Origin of the sequence: Tropicimonas sp. IMCC6043 (assembly GCF_004146235.1) — a bacterium.
In the GTDB taxonomy this organism is placed as follows: Bacteria; Pseudomonadota; Alphaproteobacteria; order Rhodobacterales; family Rhodobacteraceae; genus Tropicimonas.
This window is the reverse complement of sequence record NZ_SELO01000005.1, coordinates 1-15028: the sequence shown is the minus strand read 5'-3', so window position 1 is coordinate 15028 and position 15028 is coordinate 1. Positions and strand designations below refer to the sequence as shown.

Genomic DNA, 15028 nt, shown 5'->3' with positions numbered 1-15028 from the left:
GGTGACAGGATTGGATGGACGATGACGGGTGTGAAGGAAGAGCTTGAAGTCCGCGAGGGCGTGGATCGGGAGACCGTCGAGACCGTCCAGAACATGGGCGCCTACAAATACGGCTGGAACACCGAGATCGAGGAGGAGCGCGCGCCGAAGGGGCTGAACGAGGACATCGTGCGGCTGATCTCGGAGCGCAACGAGGAACCGGAGTGGATGCTCGAGTGGCGCCTCGAGGCGTTCCGGCGCTGGCAGCAGATGGAAATGCCCGAATGGGCGATGCTGAAGATCCCGGAGATCGACTACCAGGACCAGTATTACTATGCCCGGCCCGCCTCGATGAAGGAGAGGCCGAAATCGCTCGACGAGGTCGACCCGAAGCTTTTGGAGACCTATGCCAAGCTCGGTATCCCGCTGAAGGAGCAGGCGATTCTCGCCGGGATCGAGGGCGCGGGCGCGACTCCGGAGGAGGGCCGAAAGGTCGCGGTGGACGCGGTCTTCGATTCGGTCTCGGTGGGCACGACCTTCAAGAAGGAACTGGCCGAGGCCGGCGTGATCTTCTGTTCGATCTCCGAGGCGATCCGCGAGCATCCCGAGCTCGTGAAGAAATATCTCGGCTCGGTCGTGCCGGTGACGGACAATTTCTTCGCCACGCTGAACTCGGCCGTCTTCTCCGACGGCTCCTTCGTCTACGTGCCGCCCGGCACGCGCTGCCCGATGGAGCTTTCGACCTATTTCCGGATCAATGCCGAGAATACCGGCCAGTTCGAGCGCACGCTCATCATCGCCGACAAGGAGGCCTATGTCTCCTATCTCGAGGGCTGCACCGCGCCGCAGCGCGACGTGGCGCAGCTCCATGCCGCGGTGGTCGAAATCGTGGTCCTCGATGATGCCGAGGTGAAATACTCCACGGTGCAGAACTGGTTCCCCGGCGACGAGAACGGCAAGGGCGGGATCTACAACTTCGTCACCAAGCGGGCCGACTGCCGCGGCGCGCGCTCCAAGGTGATGTGGACCCAGGTCGAAACCGGCTCGGCGATCACCTGGAAATACCCGTCCTGCGTGCTGAGGGGCGAGGAGAGCCAGGGCGAATTCTATTCCATCGCCATCACCAACAACCACCAGCAGGCCGATACCGGCACCAAGATGGTGCATCTGGGGCGGAACTCGAAGAGCAGGATCGTCTCGAAGGGTATTTCGGCCGGCAAGTCGCAAAACGTCTACCGCGGGCTGGTCTCGATGCACCCGAAGGCGAAGGAATCGCGCAACTACACGCAATGCGACAGCCTGCTGATCGGTGGCGAATGCGGCGCGCACACGGTTCCGTATATCGAGGTGAAGAACAATTCCTCGCGCGCAGAGCATGAGGCCACCACGTCGAAGGTCGATGACGATCAGCTCTTCTATTGCCGGAGCCGCGGCATGGACGAGGAGGAGGCGGTGGCGCTCGTGGTCAACGGCTTCTGCCGGGAGGTGTTGCAGGCGCTGCCGATGGAGTTCGCGCTCGAGGCGCAGCAACTCGTGGCGATCTCGCTCGAAGGCTCTGTGGGCTGACGCCGGACCCAGGAGGCAAGGATGACCGACCCGGTCCTGCAGATTGACACGCGGGAGGGGCTACCGGCCGGACCGGATATCCGGACCGTGCATCGGCACGTCCCGGGCGAAGACACCGACGGCCTGCGCGACAGCGAAGGAGACGAGACATGATCGTGACCACTACGCCCGCCATCCAGGGCCGCCAGATCGACGCCTATCTCGGCATCGTCGTCGGCGAGGCGATTCTGGGCGCAAATGTGTTCCGCGATGTTTTCGCGGGCATCACCGACATCATGGGAGGGCGCTCGGGCGCCTATGAGAAGAGCCTCGGTGAGGCGCGCGAAACCGCGATCCGGGAGCTCGAGGAGCGCGCCGCGGCGCTCGGGGCCAATGCCGTGGTGGGAGTGGACCTCGACTACGAGGTGATCAACAACATGCTCATGGTCTCGGCTTCCGGCACGGCTGTAAGGCTTTCTTAAGTGCCGATTCCGTCGAAATATCGCCCGTTTTCAGCGGCAGGATCTTCGCGTGGCAGGGAGCTGTGGGGAAGGAAACATGCCGGCAGACCAGGCATTCATGGATCGCGTGCACCGGATCGAGTGCGGCAGGACCTGGGCGCCCGAGGGCGTCATTCATGGCGGACGGCGCCATCGCCCGTCGGGCATGTTCCGGGCGCGCCAGCGGACCGTGAGTCTCGTTCTCTTCCTGACCATCAGCCTCGGCGTCCTTCTGGCCTTCTCCAAGGTCCAGCCGGAACTCTACAGCGAGTTCATGGCGGGCGATTTCTCGGCAGTGACCGGCGTGCTGGAGAAGCTTCCGGTCGAGGACCTGCCGCTTCCGGAGAGCGTGACGGACGCCTGACGCGCCGGAACGATTCTGCGGATCGTGCTTCCGGCAGGGGAAATTTCGAACAGAACAAGACTGGGGGCATCGCCCCGATGGACGGCGTTGCGTGGGCCTTGGCCTCCGCAGTCCGCCTGAGTGATACATATCGAGCCGGCGCCTTGGGGCGCACGGCTCTCTTGGCATGAGGATTGAAAATGCTGGAAATCAGGAACCTGCACGTCGAACTCGCGGAAGAGGGGAAGAAGATCCTCAAGGGCGTGGACCTGACGGTCGAGGACGGCAAGGTGCATGCGATCATGGGGCCGAACGGGTCGGGCAAGTCGACGCTGAGCTACGTGCTCTCGGGGCGTGACGGCTACGAGGTTACCAAGGGGTCGGCCAGCATGGATGGCCAAGACCTGCTCGACATGGAGCCCGAGGAGCGGGCTGCGGCGGGGCTGTTTCTTGCCTTCCAGTACCCGGTCGAGATTCCGGGGGTCGGCAATATGACCTTCCTGCGCACCGCGCTCAATGCGCAGCGCAAGCTGCGCGGCGAGGACGAGATCAGTTCGGCAGACTTCCTCAAGCTCATTCGCGAGAAAGCCAAGGCGCTGAAGATCGACGCCGATATGCTGAAGCGCCCGGTGAACGTGGGCTTCTCGGGTGGCGAGAAGAAGCGCAACGAGATCCTGCAGATGGCGCTGCTGGAGCCGAAGATGTGCATTCTTGACGAGACCGATTCCGGGCTCGACGTGGACGCGATGAAGCTGGTGGCCGAGGGCGTGAACGCGCTTCGCAGCGAGGGGCGCTCCTTCCTCGTCATCACCCACTACCAGCGGCTGCTCGACCACATCAAACCGGACGTGGTGCATATCATGGCCGATGGTCGGATCGTGAAGACCGGCGGTCCGGAGCTCGCGCTCGAGGTCGAGCACGAGGGCTATGCCGACATCCTGGCCGAGGAGGCGTAAGATGGCGCTGCCGCAGAAGAAACAGCAGAAATCGGACGCGACCGCGGCGCGGCTCTCTGCGCTGAACCTGCCCGAAGGCGGCGCCTGGGCGCGCGAGGCCCGCGGCGCGGCGAAGGCGCGAGTCGAGGCGATGGGCCTGCCGCATCCGCGCGACGAATACTGGAAATACACCCGTCCGGAGACTTTGGTGGCACCCCAGGCACCCAAGGCGGCGACCTTTGCGCCTTATGAATCGGCCGTTTTCGGCGATATCGATCGGGTCAACCTCGTCTTCGTGGACGGTGTGTTCGACCCCGCCCGGTCGGACGACCCGGCGATCGGGGGCGTCGAAATCGAGCCGCTGGCCGGTGTCGCGGCGAAGGACATCCACTGGGCGCGCGACCTCTATGGCGTGCTCGAGGCGCGCGGTCAGGCACCGGTCGAACGGCCTTTGGCGGCGCTCAACACCGCCTATGCCACCGAGGGCGTGGTGATCCGGGTGACCGGAAAGGCCGCTAAGCCGGTGAACCTGAGCTATCTTCAGGAGGCGCTGGACACCGATGTGATGATCCACAACCTCGTCAAGGTTGAGGCAGGGGCGGACCTGACGCTTCTGGAAAACGGCCCGGCGGCCGGCCGGCTCAGCAAGGTGCTTGAGGTCGAGGTAGCCGATGGCGGCGCCTTCCACCATGTGCGCACGCAGGGGCGGGCGCATGAGCGCCGGGCGGCGACGCATATCTTTGCGCGGCTCGGCAAGGAGAGCACTTTCAAGAGCTTCACGCTCACGGTGAACGGGGCGCTGACGCGCAACGAGGCGGTGATCGAGTTCACTGGCGACGATGCGGTGGCGCATGTGGCCGGCGCCTGCCTCGGCGACGGCAAGGATTTCCACCATGACGACACCGTCTTTATCACCCATGACGCGGTGAACTGCGAAAGCCGGCAGGTCTTCAAGAAGGTGCTGCGGAACGGCGCGGTAGGTGTCTTCCAGGGCAAGATCCTGGTAACGCCGGTGGCGCAGAAGACCGATGGCTACCAGATCAGCCAGTCGCTGCTGCTCGACGAAGACAGCCAGTTCCTCGCCAAGCCCGAACTCGAGATCTATGCCGACGACGTCGCCTGCTCGCACGGGTCGACCTCCGGGGCGATCGACGAGGAGGGGCTCTTCTACCTGCGCTCGCGTGGCGTGCCGAAGGCCGAGGCGACCGATCTCATGGTCATCGCCTTTGTTGCCGAGGCGCTCGAGGAGATCGAAGACCCGGTCATCGCCGCCGATGTGCTCAGCCGGCTCGAGGGTTGGCTGCACCGCCGGCGCAACGGTTGAGGCCATGTCGGCCACAGGCGAGATCCTCCGGACCTACCGGGCGCCGCGCGCGGTGATCCGGCGCCTGCTCGGCGCGCTGAGCGGCGACGACCGGCCGGAGGCACGGCTGCTGGTCTACCTGCTGGCGGGATGTTTCATCATCTTCGTCGGTCAGGTGCCGGGGCTCCTCGCGCTGCCGGTCGTGGCGCCGGATGCACCCCCGCGGGAAGCGATACTCGGTATCACGTTTTTCGGCTGGCTGTTCGTCTGGCCGCTGCTGTTCTACGGTCTTGCGGCGCTGGCCCATCTGGCTGCCCGCGCCTTCGGCGGCCGCGGCGACACCCGCGGCTCCCGCGCCGCGCTGTTCTGGACCGTGCTCGCCGTCTCGCCGCTGATGCTGCTGCGCGGCCTCGTCGAAACCGGGTTCGGTCCGGGCCCTGCGCTGATGGCCGCGGATTTCGTCGTCGGGGTTGCGTTCTGCGCCCTGTGGGTCATATCGCTCGTCGAGGCCGAAAGAGAGCCGGCGCGCTGAAGGCATTTTCATGAGCACAGAGATTCCCTCCATACCCGTCCTCGTTTGGCAGACGCTCCGCGCCCCGCGCCGGACAGCGGAGCGTATCCTCGGCCTCCGCCTGCCGCCGAACGTGCTCTGGGAGGCGCTGTTCCTGGGTGTCGTGATTACGGTGATCGCCGTTGTCGGTCTGATGCTCGCCGCACCGGCCGACCCGACCGACCCGGCGACAATGGCGTTGCAGGAGATGTATGCCCAGCCGATTCCGGTCGCTATCGGCCAGACACTCAGCGCGGTGATCACGGTTTTCGCGATTACCTGGATCGGCCGCTTCTTCGGCGGCACCGGGACGCTCGAGGGCGCGCTGGCCTTGGTCGCCTGGCACCAGATCTTCCTGCTCTCGGTGGCGCTCGCCGGCATCCTGGCCGGCCTGATCTTCCCGCCGATCCTGTCGCTCCTGCTGATCGCGATGATCGTTCTCTATTTCTACGTGCTGACGCAGTTCATCTGCGCGCTGCACGGATTCGCCAACCCGGTGGCTGTCTTCGGGATGATCCTCGTCAGCTTCTTTGCCCTGCTGCTCGCGGTTTCGGTCCTGACCGGGATTCTTGCGGCGATCTTCCTCGGAGGCACACCCCATGTATGACGTCGCCAAGGTGCGCCGCGATTTCCCGATCCTCTCCCGCGAAGTGAACGGCAAGCCGCTCGTCTATCTCGACAACGGCGCCTCGGCGCAGAAGCCTCAGGTGGTCATCGACGCGATCACCAGGGGCTATGCCGAGGAATACGCCAACGTCCACCGCGGCCTTCACACGCTCTCCAACATCTCGACCGAGCGATACGAAGGCGTGCGGAAGATTGTCGCGCGGTTCCTCGGGGTGCGGGACCCGGAGGAGATCGTCATGACCTCCGGCTCCACCGAGGGGATCAATCTGGTCTCCTATGCATGGGCCGCGCCGCGGCTGGAGCCGGGCGACGAGATCGTGCTCTCTGTCATGGAGCATCACGCCAATATCGTGCCCTGGCATTTCCTGCGGGAACGGCAGGGCGTGGTTCTGAAATGGGTCGATGTCGATGCGAAGGGCGATCTCGATCCGGACGCGGTGCTCGATGCCATAAGCCCGCGGACCAAGCTTGTCGCGATCACCCATATGTCGAACGTGCTCGGCACGGTGGTCGACGTCGCCACCATCGTCGCCGGCGCCCATGCCCGCGGCGTGCCGGTGCTGGTCGACGGCTCTCAGGCGGCGGTGCACGGGCCGGTCGATCTCGACAGCATAGGCGCGGATTTCTATGCCGTCACCGGGCACAAGCTCTATGGCCCCTCGGGGTCGGGCGCGATCCATATCCGCAAGGAGCGGATGGCGGAGATGCGGCCTTTCCTCGGTGGCGGCGACATGATCCGCGACGTGCGCAAGGACGGGGTGGACTATGCCGACCCGCCGATGAAATTCGAGGCCGGCACGCCCGCCATCGTCTCGCAAATCGGGCTCGGCGCGGCGCTCGAATACCTGATGGCGCTCGGTATGGAGAACGTGGCCGCACATGAGCGGGGGCTGCGCGACTATGCGATGGCGCGGCTCGGCGGGATTAACTGGCTCGATCTTCAGGGGACCTCGGCGACCAAGGGCGCGATCTTCTCCTTCACGCTCGCGGGCGGGGCGCATCCGCACGACATCTCCACTGTCCTTGACAAGAAGGGTGTCGCGGTGCGCGCGGGACACCACTGCGCCGGCCCGTTGATGGAACATCTCGGACTGACGGCCACCTGCCGGGCTTCCTTTGGCCTCTACAACACGCATCAGGAGGTGGACGTGCTGGTTGAGGCGCTGGAGCTCTGCCACGAGCTTTTCGCGTGAGCCGCAAGCGCCGCTGCCACTAGCGGAGATGGATGAAGACCGACTCGGCGAAGAAGACCTGGCGCAAAATGCCGATGGTTAGCACGAAGAGCGCCGGGTATCCCCACCATGTGACGTGCCAGTCGATCGCGCGCGCCCGTGCCTCCAGACCGGTCATCGACAATCGCCTCAACGCCACGTTGTAGACCACCGAGCCGACCGAGATGATGAAGATGGCCATCATCAGTGCGTCGAGGAAGGTCAGGTAGCCAAGCCGCGGCAGGTCGCCCGAGATGGTGAAGTTATAGGCGATCAGTGCGAGAAGGTTGCCGGTCGCGATGTCGATCCGGCGGCGGTATTCCTCGAGGAAGAGGTTGGCCCAGCCGATCAGCGTCAGCAGGATCACAGGCACGAAGATCCGCGCCCAATAGTAGAGAAGGTGGCGGTGGGCCTCGAAACCGAGCGAGAAGCGCGAACTGGTCAGGCCCGAGAGGCCGGTCACTTCGTCCACCTCGGTCCAGTCCGAGGCAACCACCCATTCCTCTTCGCCCAGCGTGTCGCCCAGTCCGCTGGCGCCCTGCAACGGGACCAGGCGGACGAAGCTGACCGGCCCGTTGGCGATGATCCGGAAATAGAATTTCTGGCTGTCGAAGGGGAACTGGACGAAATCGAAATCCGGCGCCTGCAATGTCAGGATGACTTCCTGCAGGAAGATTGCCGTGCCGTCGGCGAACCAGTTGACGACACTGGCTTTCTCGAAACTTCGCGACTGCTGGTTCTCGATCGTGAAAGCGGGCAGGTTGATGCCCATCCTGCGGGCAAGGACGTTGAAATCGTCACTCTTCATCGACTTGAGGCGGGTCCCTTCCGTCGCTTCGTCGAAGGCCAGGTCGGGGTCCTGCCAGCGCATCCGGATGCGCGCGACAACGCCGAAATTCTCGGCTCTCTGATCTACTCCGGTGATCTGGGTGATCTCGACGCCGACGGCGACTTCGAGCGGCGCCTCGGGCGCGATACCGGCGACAAGCGCGTCGAGGTTCGTGTCGCCTGGTGCGGCCGTGGGCGCGATCACCAAGAGCGCTGCGATCAGATAACCGGTCCATCTGCTAAGGATCGTGGCCACGTCATTCCTCGTGATTTGACCGCTTCTGCAAGGACATGTGATATTGACCGCAAAAGCAAGCCTCTGCGCGGTCGTGGCCATCCGAAAGTCCCGAAGCCGAGTAATCCAGTCGGGACCATACGCAGGCGCTTGCAAAGCCCGCCGCGACTTGTTACGTCCCGCCCACGACGGTCGCTTAGCTCAGCTGGATAGAGTGTCGCCCTCCGAAGGCGAAGGTCACAGGTTCGAATCCTGTAGCGACCGCCATTAATTTTATTTAATCCATTGATTTAGTGATGAAATCCGCCTTTTACATTTCGTCGTTCCCCCAATAATTCCCCCTTGTGAGGCTGGAACCCGCCGGAAAACGTCGGAACGTACGGCCACCATTTTCGGCATCTTAGTCGTCGTTCTTCTGCTTCGGGCATGGTCTGACTTGTCGTCGTCGCCTTCTGATGTGCATGGCCGGAGGAACTGGACAAGCATACATCGCGCCGACACGAGCACTCCCCGCTCTGTGTTTCAGCGTCTCGCGCTCAAGAACCGCCAGGATACCGAACGAACGATGGCCCGCTCGCCGGACGCCTTGGAGTGAAGGAACTCCTTTGCGAAGCGCTCGAACTGGGCATCAACATAGGTCTTGGACAGGTGCGGAAGTTGCGTTCCTGGCGACGTAAGCAGTAACGGACGCGTACGAACCGCGTCCAAGTCTTTCCCACGCATGGCATCCCCCTATAGCCACAGGAGCCATACAAGCCCAAGACGGTTAACGTCAGGTTAAGGGGTGGTGTCACCTTGTGAGCTGGCAGGGCGAGTTATCTCAGGCCCAGCGACGTTCAGACTCAATCAGGTGCGTTCGCGCGCGCGTGGACGGTGTCGAAAATACGGCAAGACCTCGATGCCGAGCACCTTGAACATTCGCCCAGGTGCCCAGCCCTTCAGGTCCACGACGGGCTTGGTCTCCCAATAGCTAACGGCATGGCGCCCAATACCAGCGCGTTCCGCCAACCTGGACTGAGACAGTCCGGCGAACTTTCGAATGGCCGCCAGATCCGCGCCGCTCATGCATCGGAAAGCGCGGTCGCTCATCTGCGATACATCCTCCTACTCCGCGCCGCCCTCTTCCGGCATCCTTCGCAGCAATACCGCGCATCCACGCGCCGCCAATCCGGCAAGGCATCACCGCACCAGCGACACGTCCAGTCGCCGCGAGCGAGACGGCGCAGCATCGCAATGGCGCGCTTGCGACGGTTTCCGTTGTTCCCTGTCCAGCAATAGGCTTGGTACGTGACGGTCGGACGGTCTGCCTCCTCGTCAATCCAGAGGGCTTCGGGGTCAGGTCCAGGCATCGGCATTCCCTTTTTCGGCACCTATAGACGGGTCAAGTCGCTTGAAAGGCTATCGGTTGAGAATATACCTACCATAGAACAAATGAGGAACAATAACCATCATGTCCCGACGCAGACAACGCGGCAGCGTGGATGACTTGCTGCCCGATGACATTGTGCCCTGGGCGAGGGATGTCTGGCGTGACCGGGTGGAACTCGCCAAGCTAGACGGCGGGCCGTGGATGCTCAGGAAGGCCACCGAAGGGCTGGGCATCGACCAAGAAGAGGTGGACAAGCTGCTTGGGTCGAAGAAATGAAATCGCCCGCGTCGGCTTCGTCGGCAAACTTGCCCTTCCGGCGCGGGCGGCGATGCCGGTGCGCCAGCAACGACGCCGACGGCAGCTCACTGCGCATAGCTGCCGATCGCGGCCAATGAGAGCTTCGCTCGTGCAGCATCCTAGTTGACCCGAAAGCTGCCACTTGTTCCCGGGGCGGCGAAGTTCTGGATCGAGCCTAAAGCAATTTTTTTCTGCTCCCGGAGAAAGTTGTTCCAAACGTGAATACTGGACGCGGCACCCTTCGTTGTGCGTGTGACTGGCGTCATGACTGACTGGCGTCATGACCTACTGCTGTGTCTTGATCGAGTGATGTGGGGAGGAATTCACTGATGCCAGGATTTTTGAACCTTGTCTATCTGGCGAGTTTGGCGGTTGCAGCCGGAGCCGCGAGTGCCCAAGAATTTGCCGACACGATCTATACCGGCGGTCCGATCCTGACGATCGACGATGAGAAGCCGCGGGTAGAGGCCGTAGCAGTAAAGGACGGGCGCATCCTCGCCGTTGGTCCTCTCGCTGAAGTTACCTCGCATCAGAGTGACACAACTGAGGTGTTCGACCTCGATGGGCGGACGATGCTTCCGGGCTTCGTCGACAGCCACGGGCACGTGGTCATGGGCGGCCTGCAGGCGCTGTCGGCCAACCTTCTGGCGCCGCCCGACGGCGATGTTACCGACATCCCCAGCCTGCAGGCGACCCTGTCAGGGTGGGCGGAAGGCAACGCCGAGGTGGTCGAAACGGTGAAGATGATCATCGGCTTTGGCTACGACAATGCGCAACTCGCGGAACTCCGGCACCCGACGCGCGAGGATCTTGATGCCGTCTCGACAGAGTACGCGGTCGTGATCGTGCACCAATCGGGTCATCTCGGCGTCGCCAACTCCAAGGCGCTGGAAAGGGCCGGAATCGACGCATCGACTGAGAACCCGGCGGGCGGCGTAATCCAGCGTGGTTCGGATGGAGAGCCGAACGGAGTGCTGGAGGAGTACGCGTTCTTCACTGTGCTCGTACCGCTGCTCGCGAACCTTGGCGACGAGGGCCTCAACTCGTTTGCCCGCGCTGGTGCCGAGCTCTGGGCAAGTTTTGGCTACACCACCGGGCAGGACGGCCGCTCTTCCGGCGGTGTGGTCGAGGCCCTGAAGAGGATCGACAGTGTGGGAGCGTTACCCATCGACGTCGTTGCCTTTCCGGACATTCTCGAAGCGCAGGACTACATCGATGCGAACGTATCGAGGGAGTACACCGGCCATGTTCGGGTCGGCGGCTGCAAGCTTACCATCGACGGCTCGCCGCAGGGATTCACGGCGCTTCGCGACCGGCCCTACTATGATCCGGTAGGCGACTACCCTCCCGGCTATGCGGGCTACGCTGCAGTTACAATGGAACAGGTCCAGAATGCGGTGAACTGGTGCTATGCGAACGGCATCCAGATCATTACCCACGCCAACGGTGAAGGCGCATCTGACATGCTTATCGCGGCATTGCGAGCAGCGCAGGCGGAATACGGGGACCCCGGCAATCGACCGGTCCTGATCCACGGACAGTTCCAGCGAGAGGACCAGGTAGACAGTTTCAAGGAACTCGGAGTGTTCTCGTCGCTCTTCCCGATGCACACCTTTTACTGGGGAGACTGGCATCGCGACCACACCGTTGGGCCGGTAAATGCCGAGAACATCTCACCGACGGGTTGGCTGGTGGAGCGCGACTTGATGTTTGGCTCGCACCATGACGCTCCCGTCGCCTTCCCCGACAGCATGCGAATCCTCGATGCAACAGTGACGCGACGGACCCGGTCCGGAGACATCCTGGGGCCGCACCAGCGGGTCGACGTGATGACAGCACTCAAGGCGCTGACGATCTGGCCCGCCTGGCAGCACTTCGAAGAGGACGACAAGGGTTCGATCGAGGCGGGTAAGTTCGCCGACTTCGTGCTTCTGTCAGACGATCCAACCACCGTGGACCCGGAATCGCTCGACACGATCCGTGTGCTGGCAACGATCAAGGAAGACGAAGTCATTTACGAAGCTGAAGAGGGCGTGCAGAAAGGCGAACTGACCAGACCGAATTTCGCATTCGATCCGGTCATGGCCGACCAGTTCCTCCACGCAATGTACGACGGACTCAGTCCGCACATTTAGTCCTCCGGAGCGGGTAACGAGCCGCTGGCGACTGTCACCGTCAGTGGCCACTTGGTCCGCTGACTTTCCATTGTTGTGGGTCGCCGCGAACGTCCGGCTTTTCCTCGCATGGACCGCCGTTGAGTGACGACGCCGAGAATTGCTGCGCTGGCAGCGAACGGCTGCTAGGTCGGCAAACCCGCCGTTCGATCCAGTCCGATGACAACCAGGACTGAACCGACAACCCCAACTGCAGTGAACTGTGCCAAGCCGACATCGTTCTGCGTCCTTTTCACAGGTGCGGCAATGCAATCGTATCGGGCGAGCGTTTGGCCCCGGGGTTAGACGTTAACGCAACGCGTGGCGAATGGCGGCAAGCCCGAAACGGAGGCCAGAGTCACGGACCGGACGGGTGCTTAATGCGCCGAAGACAAATGGTTCGAGAGAGTCAGATGAGTAGGCGGGGCTAAGTTCACGCAACAGCTTCTTCTTGATAGCCCGCGGGTAGTCCGAAAATCCGATTGTGGCCAGGCTGAATGCGCCCGGACCATGTATTACTTCTCCGGTGAAGTAGTCCCAAAGATGAGGTCGAGATTTCCCACCGACAACGAGCGCATTTACGGTTACCTCTGTAGGGCTTTTCCCGGCGTAGAACTCGCCTGGGGTCATCCCGTCACTGCTGTATCCATCACTTGAGATATCGACCACTTCTCGGACACATCCGGGCCCCTCTTCCAGAAGAGCATAAGAGAAATCCAGAGCCGATCCCATCCCGGTCTTTTGACCAAGCCCTCCGCGCTCATGGTTTTCCAGAGCGCTAGCAAATTCTTCGATGTCCTCACGGGATCGAAGGATCGACCAGTCATGCACCAACTGCTGGTAATTCTGCCCGCTCCATTCAAAGGCGCTCAAAGCTACCGGCGCGGCTTGGCCGAGGATGGCTGCCTGAACTTCCGCACTTCTCAGAGCTGCGGCCGTGCCATGAAACTCGAGTTCGAAGTCCGAGCTATCCATACTTTTTGATGCATCCATCGCAAGAACCGGTGCCAGACTGCAGCCCTCAGCGAATGTCTCAGCGCTGCCGAGCCCGAGCGCGAACCCGACTCCCAAAATCGCGGAAATTGAAGTCCTGGCGTCCATGAATAGACGTCCCCGAGATAGGCAACATTCAAGGATGGATGACCGCGCAATCTTTCAACCTGTCTTCTTGAGCTTATCACAAACCTCGATTCTCGGCCATCGGCACGGCCGGGGTCGTTTGTGCCTTCACGACATTGGCGCTCGCTTGAGTGCGCGCAGGAGTAGATGCCGGTGACCGGATGTCCCGGAATCCGTGACCGGATCAAATTGGAATCACTGACCGGATGCTATCGGAATGCCCGACCGGATCGTCCCGGAACGCGCAGACCGATCAACGTCTCCCGTTCAGGAACCGCAAACCATGCTGCGTGTGCGAGGTGCCGTGACCTGCCAACGGCAGGATTGCGCAGGGAGCGGCCTTGTAGGTTGAAGCCGACGCGAGCGATTTCATTGCTTCGACCTACGCAGCTTGTCCACCTCTTCCTGGTCGATGCCCAGCGCGTCGGCGGCCGTCCTGAGCATCCACGGCCCGCCATCCAGTTTCGCAAGTTCCTGCCGGTCGCGCCAGACTTCTCTCGCCCAGGGCACAATGTCATCGGGCAGCAAGTCATCCACGCTACCGCGTTGTCTGCGTCGGGACATGATGGTTACTGTTCCTCGTTTGTTCTATAGCAGGTATATTCTCAACCGATAGCCTTTCAAGCGACTTGACCCGGCTATGGGTGCTGAAAAAGGGAATGCCGATGCCTGGACCTGACCCCGAAGCCCTCTGGATAGACGAGGACGCAGACCGCCCGACCGTCTATTTCCAAGCCTATTTTGGTACCGGAAACAACGGAAACCGGCGTAAGCGCGCCGTGGCGATGCTGCGCCGTCTCGCTCGTGACGACTGGACGTGTCGCTGGTGCGGTGGTGCCTTGCCGGATTGGCGGCGCGTGGATGCACAGTATTGCTGCGAAGGATGCCGGAAGAAGGCAGCGAGAGAGCGGCGAGCCCACGTCGCAGCGCTGCGCCAATATCGAGCCAAACTCGCAATTGATTTCGGAAAAACCTGAGGCGGCAGATGGGCGGAATAGGCAGCGGAGAATCCAGCTTTCCCGACGCCGCGCAGAATATCCAGATCAGATGCCGAGGACCGACCTGCCGCCGACTTCGGCAGGTCGATGACAGAAACACGGTGATTTGATCGGAATCACAGTGAAACAGCTTTTTGGATCGATAAACAGTCGCGCCCGGCTTGCGCGGGTGTGCGACAATGTCTCCACCTCCTTTACCTCGGGGGAGAACACCATGCGCTGGATGCTTCTGGCAGGGTTATCGGCGTCGTGGCCGAATTGTGCTACGGCTGATAACTGTCTTTTTCTGTCCCAAAGCACGCACACGGTCCAGGTTGCGGAGGCAACAGACCTATGGACATGGGTTACCGACAAAATGGAAATTGATGTTGAAGGCAAGCCGCCATGGATTTGTGCTGTTCCGGAGGAAATTCTCGTCAGCCTTCGGTACGGCAGTGACGTCTCGGTGCCACCAGCCGTGGGCATCGAAGCACTCTACGATAGTGCGAGTCGACATGTGCTCGTATCAGATACTTGGAAAGGTCTCGACCCGGCGTCCCTGTCCGTCCTCGTCCATGAGTTTGTTCATCATGCTCATGCCGTGACCGGAAGACGCTTTGCCTGCGCCGAGCATGGCGAGAAAGAGGCTTACGCAGTCCAAGCCGTGTGGCTCAAGCAGTGGAATCTGGATCTGCAGACTGCCATTGGCATCGATGACTTTACACTCCTGGTGCTGACTACCTGTTCTTATTACTGGTTCTGACTATTGTTGGCGCATATCCGCCAAAGAAGAGTGAACTATGAGGGGCGCCTATTCTTCCTTTAATGGCGACTTGCAATCGATCATCCCTCCCGAAGTGATGCCGCAATTGCAAAAAGCCCAAGAAACGCGAACGGCAGTTATGCGCAGAAAGCCAACTTGTTAGACAAGGGGGGGCCGGTCTCGCCCGGCGCGGCCGCCAATGGCAAGTTCGCCGACTTTGCAGCCGATCGCTTCGCGAGCAGCGTCACCTTTCGCTCCCACGCGATGCACAGCTGCTTGCCGAGAACCGGACCC

General features: G+C 62.0%; 16 protein-coding genes and 1 tRNA gene. 13 read left to right on the top strand and 4 right to left on the bottom strand.

The window, feature by feature from the left end; all coding sequences use genetic code 11:
- Positions 1-21 precede the first annotated feature (21 nt).
- From sufB to EU800_RS07145, 9 genes are all read left to right on the top strand, one after another.
- A complete protein-coding gene (gene sufB, locus EU800_RS07180; protein ID WP_129630068.1) occupies positions 22-1545 on the top strand; it encodes a Fe-S cluster assembly protein SufB in 1524 nt (507 codons plus the stop codon).
- 21 nt (positions 1546-1566) lie between these two features.
- Positions 1567-1698, top strand: coding sequence for a hypothetical protein (locus EU800_RS27895; protein ID WP_256369758.1), 132 nt, complete (start codon positions 1567-1569; stop codon positions 1696-1698).
- Positions 1695-2006 (top strand): heavy metal-binding domain-containing protein, encoded by a 312-nt coding sequence (locus EU800_RS07175; RefSeq protein WP_129630066.1) that lies wholly within the window; start codon positions 1695-1697, stop codon positions 2004-2006. The genes EU800_RS27895 and EU800_RS07175 overlap by 4 nt, the downstream gene beginning before the upstream one ends.
- Positions 2007-2082: 76 nt before the next feature.
- Positions 2083-2388, top strand: coding sequence for a hypothetical protein (locus EU800_RS07170; RefSeq protein WP_129630064.1), 306 nt, complete (start codon positions 2083-2085; stop codon positions 2386-2388).
- A gap of 179 nt (positions 2389-2567) precedes the next feature.
- Positions 2568-3323, top strand: a complete 756-nt coding sequence (sufC, locus tag EU800_RS07165; RefSeq protein WP_129630062.1) for a Fe-S cluster assembly ATPase SufC — start codon at positions 2568-2570, stop codon at positions 3321-3323.
- 1 nt (position 3324) lies between these two features.
- Entirely contained in the window at positions 3325-4626 is a 1302-nt protein-coding gene (locus EU800_RS07160) for a SufD family Fe-S cluster assembly protein (protein ID WP_129630060.1), read from the top strand.
- Positions 4627-4630: 4 nt separating this feature from the next.
- Entirely contained in the window at positions 4631-5137 is a 507-nt protein-coding gene (locus EU800_RS07155) for a YIP1 family protein (protein ID WP_129630058.1), read from the top strand.
- A gap of 10 nt (positions 5138-5147) precedes the next feature.
- The gene (locus EU800_RS07150; protein WP_129630056.1) at positions 5148-5762 is read left to right on the top strand and encodes a Yip1 family protein; all 615 of its coding nucleotides are present in this window, start codon (positions 5148-5150) and stop codon (positions 5760-5762) included.
- Positions 5755-6975, top strand: a complete 1221-nt coding sequence (locus EU800_RS07145; protein ID WP_129630054.1) for a cysteine desulfurase — start codon at positions 5755-5757, stop codon at positions 6973-6975. The genes EU800_RS07150 and EU800_RS07145 overlap by 8 nt, the downstream gene beginning before the upstream one ends.
- Positions 6976-6994: 19 nt before the next feature.
- Here EU800_RS07145 and EU800_RS07140 read toward each other — a convergent pair whose 3' ends face one another.
- Positions 6995-8077, bottom strand: a complete 1083-nt coding sequence (locus EU800_RS07140) for a hypothetical protein (RefSeq protein ID WP_165354585.1) — start codon at positions 8075-8077, stop codon at positions 6995-6997.
- Positions 8078-8246: 169 nt separating this feature from the next.
- Between EU800_RS07140 and EU800_RS07135 the strand changes: the two genes are divergently transcribed.
- A tRNA-Arg gene (locus tag EU800_RS07135) sits at positions 8247-8323 on the top strand.
- Between the two features lie 579 nt (positions 8324-8902).
- Here EU800_RS07135 and EU800_RS07130 read toward each other — a convergent pair.
- Positions 8903-9145 (bottom strand): helix-turn-helix transcriptional regulator, encoded by a 243-nt coding sequence (locus tag EU800_RS07130; protein ID WP_129630050.1) that lies wholly within the window; start codon positions 9143-9145, stop codon positions 8903-8905.
- A gap of 361 nt (positions 9146-9506) precedes the next feature.
- Here EU800_RS07130 and EU800_RS07120 point away from each other — a divergent pair, with 361 nt between their 5' ends.
- Both EU800_RS07120 and EU800_RS07115 read left to right on the top strand, forming a co-directional pair.
- Positions 9507-9701, top strand: a complete 195-nt coding sequence (locus EU800_RS07120) for a hypothetical protein (RefSeq protein WP_129630046.1) — start codon at positions 9507-9509, stop codon at positions 9699-9701.
- A gap of 350 nt (positions 9702-10051) precedes the next feature.
- Positions 10052-11857, top strand: a complete 1806-nt coding sequence (locus EU800_RS07115; protein WP_129630044.1) for an amidohydrolase — start codon at positions 10052-10054, stop codon at positions 11855-11857.
- 327 nt (positions 11858-12184) lie between these two features.
- Here the strand turns inward: EU800_RS07115 and EU800_RS07110 are convergent, their stop codons facing one another.
- Together EU800_RS07110 and EU800_RS07105 are read right to left on the bottom strand one after the other, a co-directional pair.
- Positions 12185-12976 carry a DUF1194 domain-containing protein gene (locus EU800_RS07110; RefSeq protein ID WP_129630042.1) on the bottom strand — a complete coding sequence of 264 codons (792 nt, stop codon included), beginning with the start codon at positions 12974-12976 and terminating at the stop codon, positions 12185-12187.
- A 387-nt stretch (positions 12977-13363) separates the two neighbouring features.
- Entirely contained in the window at positions 13364-13558 is a 195-nt protein-coding gene (locus tag EU800_RS07105; protein WP_129630040.1) for a hypothetical protein, read from the bottom strand.
- Positions 13559-14206: 648 nt separating this feature from the next.
- On the opposite strand from EU800_RS07105, the gene EU800_RS07100 reads away from it, so the two are divergent.
- Positions 14207-14734 carry a DUF6647 family protein gene (locus tag EU800_RS07100; protein WP_129630038.1) on the top strand — a complete coding sequence of 176 codons (528 nt, stop codon included), beginning with the start codon at positions 14207-14209 and terminating at the stop codon, positions 14732-14734.
- The last annotated feature ends 294 nt before the right edge of the window (positions 14735-15028 follow it).